General features: G+C 57.4%; 6 protein-coding genes. 2 read left to right on the top strand and 4 right to left on the bottom strand.

Annotated features, from left to right (window positions below):
- Positions 1–17: 17 nt before the first annotated feature.
- The 3 genes from IPP35_00625 to IPP35_00615 are packed head-to-tail and all read right to left on the bottom strand — an operon-like array spanning position 18 to position 16,547.
- Entirely contained in the window at positions 18–7,166 is a 7,149-nt protein-coding gene (locus IPP35_00625) for a hypothetical protein (GenBank protein MBL0057647.1), read from the bottom strand.
- A complete protein-coding gene (locus IPP35_00620) occupies positions 7,163–13,777 on the bottom strand; it encodes a hypothetical protein (GenBank protein MBL0057646.1) in 6,615 nt (2,204 codons plus the stop codon). The genes IPP35_00625 and IPP35_00620 overlap by 4 nt, the downstream gene beginning before the upstream one ends.
- On the bottom strand, positions 13,719–16,547 hold the full coding sequence (locus IPP35_00615) for a hypothetical protein (protein MBL0057645.1): 2,829 nt from the start codon (positions 16,545–16,547) through the stop codon (positions 13,719–13,721). Before IPP35_00615 ends, IPP35_00620 begins: the two co-directional genes overlap by 59 nt.
- A 401-nt stretch (positions 16,548–16,948) precedes the next feature.
- Here IPP35_00615 and IPP35_00610 point away from each other — a divergent pair, with 401 nt between their 5' ends.
- Positions 16,949–17,191 (top strand): hypothetical protein, encoded by a 243-nt coding sequence (locus IPP35_00610; GenBank protein ID MBL0057644.1) that lies wholly within the window; start codon positions 16,949–16,951, stop codon positions 17,189–17,191.
- Between the two features lie 70 nt (positions 17,192–17,261).
- A complete protein-coding gene (locus IPP35_00605; GenBank protein MBL0057643.1) occupies positions 17,262–17,606 on the top strand; it encodes a hypothetical protein in 345 nt (114 codons plus the stop codon).
- A 182-nt stretch (positions 17,607–17,788) separates the two neighbouring features.
- On the opposite strand, the gene IPP35_00600 is transcribed toward IPP35_00605, so the two are convergent.
- A complete protein-coding gene (locus IPP35_00600) occupies positions 17,789–21,145 on the bottom strand; it encodes an efflux RND transporter permease subunit (GenBank protein ID MBL0057642.1) in 3,357 nt (1,118 codons plus the stop codon).
- Between the last annotated feature and the right edge of the window lie 28 nt (positions 21,146–21,173).

Here is a 21,173-nt window from a genome sequence, read left to right as displayed (position 1 = left end):
ACCGCGCCTGTATTTTTTCAAGTACTTTGGCCCCAGCCGCCTGCAGTACCCCCCGCCCAATTTTTTTCCGTTATCTCGAAGAAGCTAAGGGTGATCTTGTTCCCGTTCGTGTCTGCCTTCACTTCAAGTGCGTTGAAAGTGAACATCGCCAAAAACAACGAGCTCAACCAGGCATTTTTCGGTCCCAAAACTTTTTCGATCGCGAAACCGGACCCCACCCTGGCCAGGGTGGCCATGAAACCTCGCCCCGTAAAAAATTCGGCTCCTTTAAAACCGAGGACCCCCAAGGCCAAGGAGGAGACCAACCCGGTCAGGAAACCCAGGTTGGACCCGGTTTTCTCCTTCATAACGTCGGAAACGATAATCCCCACCACATCTTGAACCGCTTTCGAAACCATGCTTTTGGTGAACGCCAAAGAAAAATCTTTTGTCACTTGACTGAGATTTCCCGCTCCGAGATTCCCCGGAAGCAGTTCATGGATGGCTTCGCCAATCTTTGTGACAAAATCTTCCGCAAAACCGGTTAAAGATTTCAAAGAATCCGTAATCGTCTTTAGCGCACCATCAAGTCCCTTTATTAAATCCCCAAAACCTCCCCCGCCGCCAGTCAATTGAGACAGTCCCCCGCTACCGACAAAACTCGCGACCGCGGCGAACAAACCGGATATTAAGGCCGTCTTAATGTCGCCCCCCATGGCCAAAGTCACAGTAAAGCTGGCGGCGAAGGAAACAGCCGCCATCCCCAAGGCGGCCTCCATACTCGTTCCAGTGGCCGCCACCGCGCCCAAAGTCGATTCCCCACCAAAAGGGATATAGACGCCAGAGAACCATACGATCACGATGGTAATGACTGCCGCCAAAATCGCTTTCGCGCTGGAGCCTCCGCCGTTGGATTTTGTTTTTTCCCAGATTTTATTTTCGTTCCTTGTCACAATTTGATTTTTGCTGTCGTAGGAATACGTGACGGTTTTCAAACCGTTGGTCTTGCTTGTGGCTTTTCCGTTTTTCGAACTGCTGTAATACCGTTCCGTTTGGCTGGCGACGTTGCCCGCATCGTTGTATTTTATATCCGTCGTCAGGGACCATCCGCTGGCGCGGTTGGCGCTTTTCTGGTACGTGGAGTAAGTGGACGTCGCCCGATCGAAATCGTCGAACCCAAGAACCGCGGAAGTCCCAGACGTGACCACCATGACGGCGTATTGTTTTTTCTTTTTTTGTTCCACGCCCGGCATGTAGTTAACGTAGGAGTAGGACAACTGACGGCCATAGGCGTCATAGACGATGTTGTAAGTCGAGGAGGAGAAATTGAAAGCGCTGAAATAATTTCTCTTGCTGGCCAGTTCGGAATTCCAAGCGGAGTAAACAGTTCCCGAGGCGGACGTCGCCGTCACCCGGTCCGAACTGTCGTAAGAGGTGGTGATCGTGACGTTCGCACACCCATTTTGCCACCCCTCGAACCCGTCCTGAAGCCCTGGAACGTTTCCGTAGGTCGAATAACTCCAATAAACGGTTTGATTCTTTTGATATTCCCGACCTTCACTGTCGTAAGCGATCCAATTGACATAAATGGTCGCCGGATCGCCGCCGTTTTTTGAGTAGCTCTCCGCATAGGAATAAACCTGCCCCAGGGAGTTGTAGGCAATGTTCCATCGCACCGCGTGGCTGGAGCCGCTACCCTCGGTCCACCGGTCTTCGGTATACGAGGTCGCGCGGCCTTCGGAATCCCAGCTGTGGTTGGTGCGCGTCATCGAAAAATGCACTTGCGCCCCGCCGCCTTTTTGGATCCACCCGTTTTGAACGGTTTTTAGAGTGCCGTATTGTTTTCCGGAATCGTAGTAACCGAACGTTTCTGTCGATTCCATGTACGTCGTTTTCGACGTGGTGTAGATGCTGTCCGTGGTGGTGACATCCCGCGACTTGACGGCTTCTTCGTGCCTTTGCTCGAGCGCCTCAGAGGAATCCTCCGAGCCTGTGTAAGCGCCTACCCACCAATATTGGGGCGGTGCGACTTTTACAAAGGACAAATTGTATTTCGTGGACGATGTAATTCGGCGAACACTCAGGTAAGTCGTTGTGGTGGTTTTGGTCGTGGACTCCAAAACCTTCGCCTGGCCGTAAAAGACCCCGAGTTTCTGGGAGATCGTCCCGGACCCGACCACATAAGATCCAGCCACAAACTCGCCGCTGTCCGAAGAGGTGTCGGCGGGAGGACCGACGAGGTCGGGCCCTCCGTTGTCGTAAACCAGGCCGACCCACGGACCATATTGGTATTGGCCCTGGGCCCCGCCCCAATCGTCGTAATGGGTGGTGCTTGTCAGGGTTCGCGGGGTCACCAGGCTGTTGACGCTGATGATGGAAATGGTCCCCGAGGCATTGGCGGCCACGAGGCGGTTTAAGCGGTCATAGGAATAGGTCGTGGTGATGACGCTAGTGCTCGTTCGGCTGATCCCATCTTCCGTCGCGGAACTAACGTTGGTGTTGATCGCCTTGGCCAGAAGCGCCGCCCCCATCCGTATGACATAGAACTGTTCCACGGACCCGCTGTAACTGCTGATTTTTCCGCTCTCGGCGACGCTCGTGCCGCTGACCGACCCCGATCCGTACATCGACGTCAAACGGCCTTCGCTGTCATAGCCGCTGGTGGTCGTAATATCCGAATGGCTGGTGCCTTTGCCGGAACTGTCCGAGATCGACCGGGAACTTTGAAGCATCGCGGCCCCGTTCATGATGACAAACCGCTGAGACAAAGTGCCTGTGGAGGTTTGCCCCAACCCGTCGTTGCCGCTGGTCGTCCCAGCCCCCGAGGCCGCCACGAGACGACCCATGCTGTCATAGGTGTAACTCAGGCTTACCGACTGGTTGTCTGAACTCCCGTCAGGATTGGTGTTATTGGAACCGTTAGTTTGCCGCCCGACAACGGACTGGCCGCCATAAGTCACGTAGGTTTGCGATAGTGTTCCCTCAATTATTTTCGCGGAATAAGAAACGTTTCCGGTCCCGCCGGGGTCATGGGCCACCAGGGTGTGGGTCGTGTTCGTCCCGCTGGCCGAAACCGTACGGCCATCCGCCCCGATCACGAACGACATGTTAGAAACTGAAAAGTTTTCAGTGTCGAAAGGATTATTTTCCCGCGTGGTGGTCGTTTGACCCAGCAACACCGGCTGGCCCGCGTAGGCCCCAAAGGTTTGAGTGCTGTTGGAATAGATGGTTTTGGAGTTGATGGAACCTGATTCCGAATTGTAGACGGAGGTCTCCGTCCGATTGTTGGAGGAGCCGGAACCGCCCGTCAGATGGCCGTCCGCGTCGTAGTTATAATGGGAGTTATTGACGCCGAAACTTATTTCCGACGGGTTGATGTTGTGGGAAAGATTTGACACCGACGAAACAGAAAGAGACCCGTGTTGGACGCCGAAAACGTTGTTGTTCGAGCTGAAGGACAACAACGACACCATGGATTCAAGGCTTCCGTTTTGGTCCTTGTCGGAATACACTTTCAAATGGGAGGCGTTCAATCCCGCGCTCGACCCGCCCGTCACTTGCCCGCGACTGTTGTAATTCGTGGTCAGCCGACTCCAGGAAAGGCTCCCAGACACCGCCTCTAGCCGCCCGCGCAGAGCTGACGGCAACACCCCCTGCGCCTGCGCCCCCAAAGCCCGGGCATCGGCAAAGAAACCCTGGGCGGTGTTGAGAACGTCCTCCACGGTGGGGGGCAAACCGCTTCCGATATATTCAATCGCCCCGCCGCCGCGTTCCGGGGTGAAGGACACGGTTTCAGAGGGAAGGGCGCGCATTTCGCCCAGCGCCATTTGGGCGTCGCTGGTGGACCGGGAATAGGATTGGGACCAGGTCCCGTCGTTGTTTTTGGTGTTCTGAACTTCTGAAGACACCGTCCGCGTTCCGGTGGCCTGGTCCTTCGCGTTGTAGTCGAAGGTCGTCACGCCCCGGGAAGAGGAAATAACTTTCGCCGACCCCTTGTTGTTGCCTGTTTCTTGCGAATAGGACGTGGTGGTCTGTTCGGCTCGCACCGAATGGCTTTGACCATGTTTAATGATATTCAAAGTGACGCCGCTTGAATCCGAATGGGAAAAGGCTCCGTTTGCTTCCGCTTGAGAGGATCGCGTGAAGTTCGAAAGCGCGTTAATCAGTTGACCGTTGGCGTTGTATTGGTTTTGCGTGACCGTGGTATTCGTGTCCACCTTTTTAGCGGTATTCACGTCCCGCCCCTGCATGTCGGCGTAGGTTTTGCTGGTCATTGTCACGCTCGCCGCCAGGGCCTGGCCTTGACGAATCTCAAAGAGCGTGATGCCTTCGCTCACCGTGACCTCGTAGCGGGTGGAGACGGCGCCGGACCCGTTATGCAACACTTCGGTTTCCCGCGTGGAATGGGTTTCCGCGCGGGCGCCCGCCAATTCGCCGTTTTCGAAACGGTAAATCGTCACGGTGTTCGTCCGGGTCGCGCTCGTGCCGGCCACGTTCGATTCCAGGGCGTCCGTTTCGGACCGGGCCAAAACCGCTTGGCCCCAAACGATCGCGAATTGGTTTTGGGTTTTAAATGTTGATGTTTCCTGGGTGCCGTCCGAATTTTCCGTGGTCGTGCTTCCAGTCGTGGTTCCCGATCCGGCGGCCATTTGGCCTTGGTCGTTCCATTCATAAAAGGTTTGTCCGTGCGTCGCGCTGGCGGTGTTCGCGCTCGAGGAGGAGCTATCGCTTTCGGACTCCCAAATCCCGGCCTGGCCCAGGACGGGGATGTAAAAGTTCTGACCGGTCGTCGTGGTCACCTGTTCTTCGGTTTCGCCGGGTTCTTGCCACGATTTATCACCATTGATGTCGTTCCACACCCGCGTCTTGGTCGTGCTGGAATTAATCCCGGTCCCTCCCGTCAGTTGTCCAATGGCGTTGTAGTCGTTCAATTGAGTAGACTCGCTGGTGGTCACCGAGTTCCCATTCGTCGTCGTTGAACCCGAAACAACTTTTTTGGCAACGAGTTGGCCCAAAACAACGACGTTTTCGGTGTCGCTGGTCGAAGACGTGGTGGTGGTGGATTGTCCCAACACCTTCCCGTCCGCGGCCCGGTCCACGTTCTTCGTGACGGTTTCCGATGTGGACCGGCCCCTCCCCCCGACCGTGGCCCCCGTGCGGGTGTCCACGTCATAATCCATGGTGGATACGGTGGTCGTCACGCTGGGCCCCGCGTAGGTGGTCGACGTCGACACGCTCCGAACCACCGCCGAGGCCCCAAGGACGACCCGGAAGGTATTCTCCCCACTCACCGGGGTCCGGGTGACCGTCCCGTCAATGTTCCGAACGGTGGTTTCCCCGTTGCTCTTCCCCGTGGCCGACACCAGCCGCGCTTTGTCGTCAAAAACGAAATCGGTCGTGTTCGAGCTGACGTTCGTGGTGGCGCCCACATGGGAAACGGAAGTGGTTTGCGCTTGCGCCACAACCGATTGCCCCTGGACGATCACGTAATGATTCTGGGTGGAGCTGGTGGTCACCGACGGGGTGGAAATCGTCCCCGTCGTTTTCCCGGCGCTGTCCTTCTTCTCCGTCAATACTTGGGTTTCCGTGATGGACCCGGATTCGCCCGACGCCCCGACCAGTAATCCGTCCGCGTTGAAGGAGCTCCTTGTCTCGGATTTGGAGTTCGTCACCGTGGCGCCCAAGGCGTTCCGCGTGTCGGTCACGGACTGGAGGATTTGAGCCGATCCGGCGACGACGCCGTAGGTGTTGGTCGTTTGGAACGTGGTTCGTTGTTCCACATACCGGTCCACCGTTCCATCCTGGTTGTCGTCCGTGGCAACGGTTCCCCGTGTTTCCCCCACGCTTCCCCCCGTGGCGCCTGTGAGGTGGGCGCGCTGGTCGTATTGGTTTTGAACGGCGTTGTCCGAATGCGTGACGTTGACCGCGTCCAAAGGGATGCCCTCCCCGTTCGTTTTGGTATAGCCCGTATAACTGTCCGTGGCGGTCTTTGATTCAAGCACCATCGTTTGACCCATCACAACGGTATAACGGTTGGTCGTGGCGGCGAGGCTGACCACCAAATGAGGGTGCCCATCCGTCAACACGGTGTTGGCGGATCGGGTAATGGCGCCGCCGGTCGCGCCGATCACCTGGGCTTTATCGTTGTATTGCGTCGCCACCTGGCCGACCGTCCGGCTCACGTTGGAGGCCCCGGACACATCGTTCCCTTGAACCCCGGTAAAGGAATCCGACACCGTATCCGTATGGACCACCACCAGCTGTCCGTTGATCATGCGGAAGGTTTGGGTCGCCTTGGAAAAAACCGCCTGGCGCGAAACCGAATCCGTTTGCCCATCCCGGTCGGCGTCGTTGGCCATCAAATTGACCGCGACGCTGTCGCTAACCCCTTCGGCCCCGGTTTGGCGGCCTTTCTCGTCATAGGTGTTGCGGGTCGAAGAAAGGGTTTGAGTTTGGGATGCCCCGCTGGTTTGAGTCGCTACCGTCTTGCTTTCCAGCCCCCGGGCCGCCCCGCCGATCATAACGAAGGTTTGGATCGTCGTGGAATGGGTTCGGGTGATGGTTTTTCCATTGGAGGCAAGGGCCGGGTTGATGGCGTCAGGAAGAGCGGCATTGATCACGGCCATGCGCCCCAATTGAGTCGCCTTGGGACTGGAAACTCCCGCCGTTTGAAGGAGAGCCGCGCCCATATCGCCGTTAGCCAAAAGCTGTTGCGGGTTCATTTCCGGCCGGGGGCCCCCCTCCTTCATCGAAGAGAGGGTGGTCGCGGCTGTTTTCACCGGGGCGGACCCGGTCAGGGCGTTGGGAAGCTTCGTCGCGTTCTGGGTGGTCCCATCCGTTTCCGTCACGCCGGAGGCCGCGATCGTCCGCCCAACGGAATCCATGATGTAACGGACTTCCGAGGTCGTCTTGCGAAAAAGATCATCCCCGTCACGCAAGAGAGCGGACGTGTCCGGATCCAGGGTGGTGCTCACCGTCTTGCTGTAAATCAGACAGGCCCGATTGTTGACGATGCTGTATTCCTGGGTCACCTCCCCCGATTGGCGGCCCGTCACGCCGAAGGTATCTTTCGTTCCATCCAAGGGGACCGATGTATCCGTCCAACCCCTTTCCACCGACCCACTGTTTCCTGTGCCTCGAGCCGATTTGGTATTTCCCCGGTCGTCGTATCCGTAGGTCACCGTCATGTCCATGCTTTGGGTATTTTCGAATGGGAAACTTTCAGTTTTAAGGCCCCGTTAATGACCACAAACGTTTGTTTCACCGTTCCGTTAGCCGTGGAGGATTTCACCAGCGCCTTCGGCGGCCCGTCCGACCAATCCAGGGTGGTGGACCCGGTCGTCCCGGTGGACTGGCCGCCGGTCAATCTTCCATTCTCGTCATACCGGTAGGTGGTGACCAAGGTCTGGGCCGAGGTGGACCCCGTTTCGGACGTGTTGTCGCTGATCGAGGTGTTCTTGATCAAACGAGCCTCGTTGTTGATCACCTTGTATTCCTGTGAAATGGAGCCGCTGGAACCGCCGGTCCGGCCCACGGTGGCGCCCCGTTCCATTCCGTCTTTGTTCGTGTCCACCCAAACCACTTCCTTGGCGTCCCGCACGCCGTCCGCCCGGGACCCATCGACTTCACCGTCTTCCACCAATCCGTTATGGTTGGCGTCCACCCAACCGTCGTTCCAAACGTGTTCGGGGTCGATGGTCCCCACCTCGTTGCCGCTGGTGTACCCCTCGCCTTGGGCCCCCGTCACGTGGGCCCGGCTGTCATAGGCATAAAGGTTCGTCATCACCGTATGGCTATCGGAACCGTCGGCGTTTTTTGCGGTCGTGTCGCTCAAACTCGCCTGAATCCGTTGTTCCCCGTTGATAGCCACAAAGAGTTGGGTGGACGATCCGGTCGTGAGGTTGTTGTACCCATCGTTCGTTTCGGAAGTTCCGGCCGAGATCGCCCCCAGGGAACGGCCCAAAGCGTTGTAAATGAACACCATCGTGTTTTCGTTCTTGTTCCATGTTTTTCCGGCGACCTCATAACCCCAGGTTTCCTGGGAGGAGGTTTGATCGTTTAACTGCACGGCCCCGTTAAAAACGCCGAAATGTTGTTCGGATTTGCCTTTGACTTGGGGCGGGCGCATCAATCGGTCCACCTTGCCGTCTTGGTTGGTGTCCGTCCATTCCTTCCGTGGCTGAGTGGTGGAATTGGACGTGGTCGTTCCTCCCAGGAGGAGCCCCGTGCGGTCGTCATACGCCAACGACATGACGGAGGTGGAGTCCGACCAACCGGACCCTTTCATGTCGGCGTGCACCGCCGACGTTTGCGTCAACATCTGCCCTTTCCGATTATAGGTCAGATCCGCCTTGGTCACTTGCTTCAGAACGCCGTTATCCGGATCGGACATCGTGTCTTCGTAATGGATCATCTGGCCGTTGGCGTTGTAACGGATGTCGGACCGTTTATTCGCGGAGGTTCGATCCATGTTCACGGCCACTTCCACGGCCCGCAGGTCCCCCGCCCGGAACAAGCTCCAAAAAACGTCGTTGGCGGTTTTCCCGGTTTTGGCGGACTCCGATTGAAGGAGGTCGCTCATAGCCGCGGCCGACAGATCGGCCCCTTTCAATTGATAAATCAATTGGCCCACGGAACCCGTCACGCGCGTCGTGGTTTCTGAACCCACCAACCGCCCTCGAAGGTCGTAATACATCTCCGAGAGCACGTTCACCGTTTGGGTGTGGTCCGCGTTGGTCACTGTTTCTTTGGAATATTTAACCCGGTTGAGGCTGTCGTATTGGATGTCGGACATGACAGTGCGGACGGTTTCATTGACCTGAAAAATCCGATTTTCCGCCCTGACCACGTTCTCCCGGACCAGATCCCCCACTGTTTTCTTTGGGTGAGCGCTCAAGAGCGCGGCCAAATCGGCTCCGCTCAGCTCTTTTCCACCGGCCGGGTCCGAATAGACCCAGCGAGGCTCTTGTCCTTCTTTATGGGCGATCCCCGTGGACCCTGTCATCCGGCCTTGGGAGTCGTAAGTGATGTCCATCATGGTCGTGGTGTTTTGCAACCCGTTCGCGGTATGCTGGTCCACATAGCCGGCCACTTGTCCCAAAGTATTGTAAACCATCCCTTCGCGTTGAATGGTCTCGAACAACTCCAAATCAACCCCCCACTTTTTAAGGTCCGATATAAACCCCGTTTGCTGGCCTTGATCGTTGTAATGGATATCGTGAACGTTGGTGCTTACAATCTGGCCTTCCGCCTTTTGATCCCACGCCACCTCTGTCCGTCCCATTTGCCGGTTGAAAGAATCAAACGTCGCACCGAAAACAACGACGCTCGCGGCCGAATCGGCCTCGCTGTCTTTGACCATCTGAATTTTTCCAGCGGAGTCTTTGGTTGACGTCCAGTTATAAGTTTTGCCGCCGCGAGGCGTTGTTTTTCCCCAGGTTTTCGAGGACCCGTCCACATGGAATTGAGTGGTCGTTTCCTCTATGGCCCCGTCGCCCGTCCGCCGTCGAGCCCATTCATCCGCCGACCCGTCCGGGTTCTTGATGGTCACCGACTCCGACACCTCGCTCCCATCCGCCGACGTCGTCCGCGAAAAAGTTTCGACTTTCCCGTTCGACCGCGTTTGGCTGCGCGTTTCCACGACAGCCCCCTCCGGCGTCAAGGTTCGTGTTTGAGTGGAACCATCCGAGGACATCGACGATTCCCAAACAGAAATATCTCCTTCCGCCGAAGTCGTCGTCCCCCGCGTCCGCACACCTCCCTCCGCTGACGGAGAACTCTCCGTTTTTTCAACGGACCCATCGGCCCATTCCGTCTCTTTCAGGATCGTCCCATCCTGGAAAACAGCAGAAAACGATTCCGAAATTTCCTTTCCGTCCTTATCCGCCGTTGTTGTTTTAGCGAGGACGGGGCCATCCGGGATTGTCACGGACAACCAATTCGATATCTCCCCGTTGGAAAAAGTGGTTATTCCGCGCTCTTCGCGACTTCCATCCGCCAACAAACGGGAAAACGGGCCCACTTGCTCGGACCCGTCCGCCAAAACCCTCAGGTTCGGGCCGATCGAGCGGGGAGGCTGGACGGGAAGAGCGCCCAAGGAAGAAGGGAAATCCAGGTTCAACGGGGCGGAGATCACGAGAGGAGACGTCTCCACCAAAGACCGACCAAGGTCCCGGGTGATGTTGATGGATCCTGATTGTAAACCCGCAGCGTTGTACGCCACGCCCGAGATCCGGATGATGGTTAAAATCTGGTCGTCGGGTTTGACTTCGCCTGAGAACAGGCGGGCTTTCTCATCCGCGTCCAGGCTGTCCCAACTCCGCCGCGCATCCCCCAAGGCCAGGGTGTTCCCTTGAAACTTTATTTCGTCATAGCCTGTGGTCTTGTCAAAACCGTTGTAGGTGTAGTGGTCATCCACAACGGTCTGCATCGTGTCCAGGACCTCTCCTTTCGCTGTTCGGCCTTTTTGCGTGACCGTCTGTTGAGAGAGTTTTTGCCGCTTCAGCGCGTCATAACGAACCGTCGCCTGGGATTGGGTGACCAGGTCTGGCGATGCCGCGCTCGTCAACGTGTCCCGATACGTGGCCACCAGGGATCGAACGTCATAGACAATATTTTCACGCGTTGTCGTCGTTGCCGCCTGGCCTTGGCGAGCCATGAAGTCGGTAAAACCCATGGCCCGGTTGTGACGGTCGAACCCCAAGGCGTCCCAGGTTTGGGTGTAACCGACCCCATTCTCGGTGCCGGACCGTTGGTATCCGGAGGTCGCCCCGTATTTGGAGTAGGTCGTATGGGATTGATCGTATTCGGTCAAGGTGTTGAGATCCCAACGAATGAGAGAACCGTCCAAGGAAAACGGTTTCCCGTTCAACATCGTTTTTCCTTCCGAGAGGAGGCGGACCCGGTCCGCGGCGGAGAGATCTTTCCAAGCGATTTCCAACCCGCCCACAGAAGGGGCCGCTAAACCGAGGTCGTCGAAAGACGTGTTAACCCCCTCCACAACGAACGTCAGGTTTTTTAACCATTCCACCTTTTGCTCCGGTTGCAACGCCAGATCGTCCCAATTGGACGGCAGAACCAAGGGCTCCACGCTCGACCCCGCGCTAACGTCTTTTTGGTGGCTGGAAACCAACTGGCCAATGAGATTGAATTTCCCTTTGGAGAATTCGCCCGTCGTTTTTTGATTCAACAACCCATCCGGCGACGTCGTGACGACCGTCTTTGTGTACGCCTCATCTTGGCCCAACCCATTATAGGCGACAATCAAAAGGTCTTCCCCTTGGTTCGTTTCCCTTTTTAACGTTCCATCCGTGTCGTATACCGCCGTTCGAAGGTCATCGTGCCGTTGGGCCAAGTGCCCCGAGCTGTCGTAGCGCGTGGGACCTTGGCGATTGGTCGTCACCGTCCGAACGCCACCGGCGTCCAGACTGTTCGCCCGTTCCCTCATGGATCCCAGGAGCCCGGCCGTATTGTAGGCGGTTTCTTCCCGCGTCGTGTCCGTGACCGTGCCCAGCGGGTCCGTCACCTTCTGATTGAACGTCTGGACCCGGGCCGCGGCGTCGTAGGTAATGTCTTTCTGGCTCTTGACCGTCAGATTGACCTGCGCGTCAATGGTTTTCTCTTCGAACTGCTCGACCAAGCCGCGTCCGTCGTAGAGCCCCGCCCAGAGGACGGAACTGTCATTGCCCAAAGCGTCCGTCGATATCTGCGCGTAACCGATCAAGTGGTTCTGATCATCATAGAGGTTGCCGTCCCGAACGGTGACGAGGTTCACTTTAAAGACCTGGCCCTCGGTCCCCACATCCGTGTTCAAGGTGGTTTCCTTGAAACCCGAAAGCCGGTTCAGAGAGTCGTAGGCGCCAAACCAGGACACCGAAGAAATGAGGTCAGGATTCTCTGTCCCTGAACTTTTCTGGGTGTATCGGCGCAAGTTTCCCGATTGGTCGTACCCCATGCCTTCTTTCCGTAGCGTCGTCGTCACATCGAAGGGGTTCTCGGAGTCGCCGCTCGTCCGACGCCGAACCTCCGACAACCCAGTGACCAAACCTGCCCCGTCAAAGCCCAGGCCCGTCCAGTTCAGGACCTCGGTGATTTTGTCGGCGCTATCGGCGATGGTGTCGCGGTAGGCCGTTGTCCGGCCTTTTAGATCGTAGGTCAGGCCGGTCCGTGAAGTTGTCGTTTGGTTCGTGCCGGCCGGATTCGTTTCCACCTTCGTTTCGTTCGAGGACCCCATGAGATTGTTTTCGTTGAAGGTCTCGGCATCCCAAACGGTCCGCACGCTCACGTCCGGGCGGTCGGAGGAGACCTTCGCCTCCACGGAGTGGTTCAGACGACCGTTTCGGTCGTAACCCATTTCGGTTTTATTCGATGTCGTGGTAATTTCGTAAACCTGTCTCCCGTCCTGAGCAACGCCCGTCTGAACCGTTTTCGTCCGCTCCGCCAAAACGCGCCCGAAGTCGTCAAACGCCACCACCTCGTAATCCCGGTCCACCGCGATCCCGTTAGCGGAAACCGTCTTTTTGCGTTCCGCCGCTACCCGCCCCTCCTCGTCGTATTCCACTCGCCGATCCCCTTCTGTCCGGGACACCAGCGCTCCCGATTGTTCCCGAACCTCAAAGCTATGGATCATTTGCCCGAACCCGTTATAGGTACCACCTGAAGAGCTCAAGGTTTCCACCACATCGGGACTCGCGTCATCCGTGAGCACGTCCGTATAGCCCACCAGTTGCCGCTGGGAGTTGTACACCGCTCCCGTCCGAACCGTCCCGCGATGGTGGTCGAGGGAGACGGACAGGTCCCATGTCTTTTCCATATACCCCACCGCCAACCCGCGGCCGTCGTAGGAGATCCCTTGATGGGACGTCAAAGTCACCGCCTCCGCCGCCGCCAGCGTGCCCGACAAGATGTCCCGCTGTTGGACGGCCGAAAGGGACTTCCAAGCCTGTTCCCGCCCCCCGAGGGACAAACTTTGCCCATCGAAGCTCGCCTCGCGGTACCCGGTCGCCAGCCCCACGTCGTTGTACTTTCGCCCGTCTTGCACCAGGGTGGTCCATTTATCCGGGACGGAGATTTCCGCCCCGGCCGCGCCCGCGTCATGCCGAAGGGACACGGACCCCATTTCCCGCCCCATCAGATCGTAACTCGTGGCTTGCCGCGTCGTTGTCACATATACCGCCGGTTGGGCCGTATCCGTCGTCGTTTCCTCAAAAGCGGCCAACAACCCATACCCATCGTAAGTGGTCCCCCGCCGCTCCACCGTCTTTGTATTGTCCAAACCCGTCCCGGGACCCTTGGCCGCCACCTTCGTGGTCTCCCGATACCCCTCGAGGTTCCCCCCCCCATCGAAAAGTCCATTTTCCCATACCACCGTCGTCAGCGCGTCGGGAGCGTCCGACCGGTCCACGGTTTCCGTGTAAGACACCATTTGTCCGAAATCGTCGTATCCCACCGCGTTCCGCACCGTCGTCGTCTCCACTCCCGTCCCGCCGCCGGCCAGGTGTTCCGTTTTCCGCTCCAGCGCGCCCGCCGACCGCATATAGCGATCGAACGTGCCTGTCCAATGGAGCTCGGTGGTGATGTCCGGCGAATCCGCCCGCGTTTCATCCCCGTCATAGGATCGCATCTGACCCAGGGGGTGAAATTTGATGTTTTCTCGATGCAAAATGCTTCCACCCGCCGGACACCCCAGCCCATCCCGTTGCGACATCGATTCCTTATATCCCGTGAGCCCGCCCAACCGGTCAAAGGTCGCCCCGCTCCGTTCCGATTCTGTCACCGCGTGCAAAACCGCCTTTTTCATCGATGACTCCATCCGACCCCACCGCCGCGCCCGTCACCCGGTCCACCTTCTGCACATACGTCGCCACGCGCCCATAAGAGTCGTAGGTGGCCTTGTCCATCGTCGTGATCTGAATCGCCTCCGGCGACGCCGTGCTGGTCAGATCTTCCTGGTATTTCCGCAGAGACGACCCGTCCCGCGTGTATTTCATCCCCCTCGTCCGCGTCGTCTCCGTCACGTCCAACCGCCGGGTCTCCCCGTTTACGATCTCTTCCCCCACGCGCCGGTTCACCTGGTCCGAACTTCCCACCAATCCCAACACCCCGTAGGTCCCTCTCCACGCCACGTTCTCCACCACTGTCGACCCCAGCTTCACCTGACGTTCCCGGTAGGTCGTGGCGTCGCCCAAACCGTTGTAACCGATTTTGCTTCGGTGCGTGGTGGACCCGGTCATGGCCCCCTCCGCCTTGTTCGTGCTCGTCACATCGTATTCTTCCACGCGGTTTTGCTGGTCATACAGCATTCGCGACCGCGTGGTTTCCCCCCGCACCCCCAAGGTGTTCAGCGTCTTCTCGTGGCTCGCCGTCACGTTGCCGTCCACGTTGTAACTCGTCCAATCCACCCTCGTCCTCATCCAACTGACCGGGTTATTGTTCTGCGTCGTCTCCTCCACATAGGCCACCGCTCGCCCAAACCCATCCAAAACCACGTTCGTCCGCCGCGTGTCGGTCACGCTTTCCAGTTCCTCCCCATCCCAGGACCCCGCCAGCGTCTTCTCTTCCCGGAAATCCCCGTGGGTCGTCATTTCGCTCCGCACCGTGGTTTCCGTCAATTGCCGCACCACGGCCCCCGTCCCGTTGTCCGTCCCGTTCGTCGTCTTCACCGCCGTCGTCCCCGTGATTTCAACCAAATTCATTTCATACCCGAGCTCCTGGCTCAATGCCCGCCGGCTCCGTTTCAGCTGTTCGTCCCGCGCCCGCGTGTCCGTCACCACCGTGACGTCCGTCATGGCTCCATCGGTTTCCTTCCCCACCACCCGTTTCGTCTCCAAACCTCCGTTCTGGCGGTCCAGCGCGTCATAGGTGATCCCCGTCACCGTGTTCTTCACCTTTAAGGGGCCCATCGTCAGCATCTCCATATACCCCACCAACTCCCCCTTCACATACCCAAGCCCGGCTCCCGACGCCGTCCAGTGTTTCCCGCTCACCCGTCCCCGCGAATCCGTGTCCGTTTGGAAATAATCCATCAGGTTGTGCTTCGTGTCATACAACCCGTCTTGGAAATACCGCGTTTTCGTCTCCCCGTTCTCCGTCGTCTTTTCCCGGTAGGAGATCAGGTCGTCGTCCACCGTATACTCCCCCTCCGTGAAATCCACCGTCCGGCTGTGTCCGAAGGCGTCCGTCGTCACCTGCCGATAGGCCGCCGCCCGGTCATACCGGTCGTAATCCCCGTCCCACAGGACCCGCGTATCCATCCCCTGCCAATCCGTCAACACCCGATCGTAGTGGATCAGGTTCGAATACTCGTTGTACCGCATGTCCCCCGTCACGTCCTTCTGCTCCAAACCGTCCGGGCCCACCGTGTTTTTGACGTAGCCCGTTAGGTGGTAGGCCGACCGACCCCAACTGTCCGTCTCCCCGACTTTCCGCCCCGTCCACAGCTCGTTCTTCTCATACCCCGCCGCCTGCCACGTCACATACGTGTCCAGACCCTTCTCCGTCGTCAGTTCCTCATACTTCAGCAGGTTCTTCGACTCGTCGTACGTCCCCCCCCACCACTTCCGGTCCGTCACCTTCTCGTTCTCGTCCACCGCCGTTTCCTGGAACCGCGTCAGATTGTCGGCCTCGTCATACTGCATGTCCCACCGGTGGAGCGTTGTTTGCTCGTTCTGCGCCGTTGTCGTTGCTTCCCACATCTCCACAACCTTTTGCGTTTCCTGCACGTTGGCCTTCGCCCCATCGTGATACGACATCCGCCGCGTCGTATGGCTCACCCGCCCCTTCACGTCTTCGTGCTCGATGTCCATGGACACCAAAATGTGGGATTTGTTGTACCGCATGTTCGTGATGTTTTGCGTCACCGCCATCCCGTGCTCGTTCCGCGTCTTGGAATTCAGGATCCGGTTGGCACGCCCGTCGATCAAATACGTCCGCGAAAACGTCCCGTCGAAGTTTTTCCGCACCGAGAAATTGAACTCCGTCGCCGACCCGAAGATCGCCTTCATCTTCAGTTTGATGTTCTCCACCACCTCCGCCACCGTCTTCATCGCCAGGTCGCCAGGAGTCAGTTCCTTCTCCAACGCATCGATCTGTGCGCCTTTCAGGATTTCCTGAGGCGACAGATAGCCCGCTTTGTTCAGGTTTTCAATGTCCTTATCTCCCTCGCCGCTTGGATGGTTATTTTTTCTAATTTCGTTTATTGCATCGATACGCTTCTGTTGCGCTTCAAGCGTTTTAGGGTCGGTGCCGGGATCCGTCAGTGGCCTTCGGTCGCTATACTCGCTGCCGTGGAAAACCACCGGCGCGCCTTTCTTCGATGCGCCCGTCAATTTCATCAGCCGTTCCAGGAGATGGGTTTGTTTCGCCAAGACGCCGGACGTGGCATGGGTCGGCAAGAGGGGGAGGCTCGCCGTACCCGCGCAAACAGTCTGGCTAAAAAAGGTGATCGCCGCCATCGCCATGGCGAGGCCGCGTTTCAACGCCGCCAGGTCCGGCAGAAACTTCGTCGCCGGCGGCGTGTGTGGCAGGGGCGCAAACAAAGTGCGCCTGAAAATTTCACGTGGGTCTTTCATTGTCATTCCCCCTTCCATTGGGTTCTTAGCCCTCAAAGTATACGAGACAGACCTTAAGATTGCCTTAAGAACTTGTAAACAGGTTGGAAATTTTCGGTAAATTACTTGAAACAGAGATGTTTCCATTTATTTACAAGTTTTCCGCCCGACGTGAAGACGGGCACCACCACCCCGGACACCAAGAAACAGCGGAAACATCCCTGCAACGCTTCAACCAATGGCGCGACCAGAGAGCGGCTCCAATTTAAGATCAAGAGAACACGGCACAAACGAAGGGCTTGACCGGGGAGATAATTTTTCCCTTGACAGGAACGGGAGTCTGTTATAGATTTACGCGGACTCCAGGGACGATGTGCCCGGGGGTCGAACGTATTCGTTTATTTTCGAGGAGGCTCGATCCTATGAACAGCACGAAACCGCTTAAATACATTCCCCTGACATTCAAAGCATTGGCTCTGATCTCGGCGCTCCTCGGCCTGGTGTTCTTCGTCATCATCTTGGTGGGCGGCGGGTCCGCCGACGCGCCTCGAGCCACTTCCGTCTTGGCCTTGATCCTGGGTTTCTTTTATCTTCTTTTTTTCTGGACCATCGCGGAAGTGATCGGTCTTCTCGTTAAAATCGAGTCCAACACCCGAAAGGACTGACCTCTTAACCGGTTTTTCCATGGGCGCCCGTCGTTCACTTTGGCTTTGGTGGGGGGCGGGCGCCTTTTTTGTGTTGGGGGTTGCGGGCTGGGTCTTCTGGGCTGCGCTTCGAGAACAGAGGTTGAAACCCCGTTCTTCCGAGGGGGCGTGGGGACAGCAACGCTATCCCGCTCCCGTGGACAACACTCGCCCGAACAACAGGGAATTTGGGCAGAGCCCCTCCGGCATCGATCCGGGTGTTCAAGAAACGCTCCGGACCATCAACGAAATAAACCGCATCAACCAATTGAACCGGGACCTTCGACAAAAAACGCCTTCTGTCCAAGGGGCTCCGAAGACCCCGGCCTCCCCTGCGAGAGCCAACGAAACTCAATCCCGCGCGGAGGGTCCGGAAGAAACTTCGCCTAAAAACTGAAAAGAATCTCCTTCGGATTCTCAACCACGGTTAAATAGAAATTCCTCCGTTCAAACTTCCGATTTGAAGGCGCTTCCTTCGAACTCGATCCATTTTCATCCGACCATCAATTTAAAAATCAAGACCCCTCTGGGACCGATGGGGAAACGGCGAGGGGCGGGACTCCGCTCACAAAGAAGAGTTTAACTCTCTGTTTGAATATTTCCGTGTGGTAGTAAATCGCCGGAACCATAAAAAAGGGTCAAGAAGGTGGAAACGGTCGCTCCGCCGATCACGGTCAAGGAAAGCGGCGCCCAGAGAGCGGCCGAATCGCTTCGCGAAAGGGCCATGGGGACCAAATCCACGATGGTCGTTAACGATGTGTTGAGGATGGGAGAAAGACGGATCCAGCTGGATTCCAAAACGGCGCGTTTCAGTTCCCGGCCTTCCTGGCGGGATTGATTGATCCGCTCCACCAAAATAATGGCGGCGCTCACCACGATTCCCCCCAACATGATGATTCCGATGTAGACGCTCATGGTAGCCGGGGTGTGGGTAAAATGGAGCAAGGGGATGCTTCCGATCAGCGCCATGGGGATCGTGACCATGACGATGAGGGCCTGGGTGTAGGACTCGAAAAGGCTAGCCAACACGATAAAGACCAACGCCGCCATAATGAGAAAAGCGAAACGGAACTCGCGCTCGTTTTGGACCATGTCCACGTAATCGCCACCAATCTGGAAGTAATACCCCGGCTTGACCGAAAGGCCCCGGAGCGCCGACAACGACCGCTTGGCGGCCGAACTGAGCGCCAGCTTTTCCCGGTTGGCGCTCACCTGAATCACGCGTTGTTTGTCTTTGCGCCAGACTTCACTGGGGGTGAGGGCATACCCGAAATCCGTGATCTGGGAAATATTGATGGGGTCTCCTTCGGGTCCGGCCACCGAAAGGTGTCCGATGTCTTCAACGGTTTTACGATAGATTTCCTTGTCCCGCCCAATGATTTCGAGCTGGTTGCCTTCCTCAAAAAAGAACGTGGGGCGGAGCCCCCGGATTTGAGCGTGAAGGTCTTCGGCAATGTCCTTCACCGTTAGGCCGAAAAGCGCGGCCCGGTCTTTGTTGACCTTGATTTGCAACTCCGGCTGGCCCGGCTTGTAGCGCAGTTTGATGTCGGTCAAGCCCCGAACGTTCTGCAGTTTACCGGCAATGGCCGAGGCCATGTCCCGAAGCTCGTTGTAGTCCGGGCCAAACACGTCAATGAAGAATTCTTTTGAAGATTCCGGTTCTGAAAAGTAAATAAAACTGTCGAACTGCTGGCCGATGTCGGCCACTTTGGGGCGAATTTCGTTGATCACGTCCTGAACCGAGCGGGAACGCTCGCTGCGGGGAGCCAACGTGACATACACTTTGGAAGACCAGCCCTCCACCCGCGCGGCGGCGGTTTTCACGACCTCGGCAATTTCCGGCGTGTCCGAGAGTTTCTGCTCGACTTCGCGCACCACCTGGTCCGAGATATCGAGCTTGGCGCCGGCGGGGAGTTCGATGTAAATGATGAATTCGTTTTGTTCCGTGGTCCCCAGAAAATCCTTTTCCATGACAAACAAATAAACGAAAACCGACAAAAGAGCCGCCGCGCCCATCCCCAGGGATATCCATTTTTGTTGGCGCACGGACTGGGCGCACCAATGAACAAAGGCGCGGCGAGGATGGTGCCGCGCCCGGCGGATCTCAAAAAGGGCCGAAGGCCAAAACCAGGCGTGCCAATAGTATTTGACCCAAGCCCGGATACCCCACGCCGCCGGAGCTGGGTCGGACGCCGGCAAGGAACCGTCCTCTGGGGCTGGAACAGGCGCCGACACGGGAGGGGATTCTTCCACCGGAACATAATCCGGCGGCGGCGTCCAATATTTTTCCGGTATCTCCGACGGAAAGATACGGCTCCGCCACCCCCCGCCATGGGCCGCCCAGCGAAACACCCAGGCGGGAGTGAAGCGAAGGGTTGCGGCCCAAAAGCGATCCAAACGAGCCCGGCCCCCCGGACTGAGATACCCCTTGTGGCTTGGAAGCTGGATCCGCGAGGCCAAAAGAGGCACCAAGGTGACGGCCACCACGAGAGCCGCGGCCATGGAAACCGTGATGGTGAAGGCCAACCCCGAATAAAGGATCTTGACCTGCTTATTGATAAAAACGATAGGAAGGAATACCACAACGGTGGTCAGGGTGGACCCTACGAGAGAAATAAAAAGCTCTTCGGTTCCCTGAATGGTGCATTCCGTGAGGTCAGACCCGGGATGGATCCGAAGGAGGTGTTTTTTCTTTTCTAAAATATTTTCCAGGACCACCGTGGCGCTGTCCACCACCATGCCGATGCCGAGGGCCAGAGCGGTGAGGGTCATCACGTTCAAGGACAGGCCCGCGAGATACATGAATCCCAGGGTGATCAAGACCGCGATGGGGACCGAGAGGAACACCACCGTCGTGTGTTTCCACTCCTTTAAAAACAAGAAAATAATCCCCCAAGTCAAGATCGCGCCCCAAGTAAAGTTCTGGGTGACGTTGGACATGGCCTCTTGGATGAACGTGGATTGATCCGTGACGATCTGGAGGCGGATCGAGGGGTCCAGCTGTGTTTTTTCAAATTTGGCAATCATGTCCCTGGCCCGCTTCACCACGCGAATCGTGTTAGAGTTGTTGTCCTTTTGGATGTAGACGGACACGGTGGGCTTTTTGTTCAGGCGGGCGTAGCTCTCGGCCTCCAAATAAAAGTCGCGGATATCGGCGATGTCCGACAAACGGATGGAGGACCCCTCGGCGCTCTGGAGGACGACCAACTGCTTCAGTTCCTCCATGGTTCCATACTGGCCCATGGTGCGGACCACCCATTCGTCGCGGGAGGTGAGGGTTTTTCCCGATAGCAGGTTGACGTTGTTTTTCCCGATGGCATCGATCACCTGCCGGATGGAGAGCCGGTAAGCCTCCAGGCGGTCCTGATAAAACTCCACGAGAATTTTCCGTTCCCTCCCGCCGCCGACTTCCACGTTCGCCACCCCGTTCACCCGCGAGAGTTGGGGTTTCAAACGGTTGTCCACAATCTCCCTCATTTTCTCGGGACTGAGCTTGTCGCTCGTTAACGAAAGAATGAGGACCGGGTAATCCCCCTCCGAGTAGTGGGCAACGATGGGTTTCTCAATGTCCCGGGGTAATTTATTTTTGATCTTGGCCAACCGCTCTTGAATTTCCAGGGCGGCGAAACTGAGGTCGGTGCCCGGCTCATAGGTCAGGGTGACGACGGACCGGTCTTTTCGAGAAACCGATAGGACGTTCCGGAGGTGGGCTGCCGTGGCCACGGCCTCTTCCACCACCTTGGTGACCAGGGTCTCAATGTCTTCGGGCGGCAATCCCCCCCGCACGCCGATCATCACGGTGAGGCTTCCCGCGCCGGCGTTGGGCATGAGGTCCACCGGAAGAACGATGAACGCGAACACCCCGAAGAAACAGAGGGCCGCATAGAGCATCAGCGTGGTCACGGGGCGACCGACGGCGGTGCGGGGGAGGCTCATAAAAGGGAGTGAAGAAGAAAGCGATCCC

The organism is Elusimicrobiota bacterium (assembly GCA_016721625.1).
In the GTDB taxonomy this organism is placed as follows: Bacteria; Elusimicrobiota; Elusimicrobia; order FEN-1173; family FEN-1173; genus JADKHR01.
The sequence above is the reverse complement of the archived record's forward strand: the minus strand, read 5'-3'. Positions and strand labels throughout refer to the sequence as shown.

Excerpts from the sequence above, each read along its gene's own strand:
- IPP35_00625 (MBL0057647.1), bottom strand. The coding sequence starts at position 7,166 with ATGACGGTGACCTACGGATACGACGACCGGGGAAATACCAAATCGGCT.
- IPP35_00620 (MBL0057646.1), bottom strand. The coding sequence starts at position 13,777 with ATGAAAAAGGCGGTTTTGCACGCGGTGACAGAATCGGAACGGAGCGGG.
- IPP35_00615 (MBL0057645.1), bottom strand. The coding sequence starts at position 16,547 with ATGAAAGACCCACGTGAAATTTTCAGGCGCACTTTGTTTGCGCCCCTG.
- IPP35_00610 (MBL0057644.1), top strand. The coding sequence starts at position 16,949 with ATGAACAGCACGAAACCGCTTAAATACATTCCCCTGACATTCAAAGCA.
- IPP35_00600 (MBL0057642.1), bottom strand. The coding sequence starts at position 21,145 with ATGAGCCTCCCCCGCACCGCCGTCGGTCGCCCCGTGACCACGCTGATG.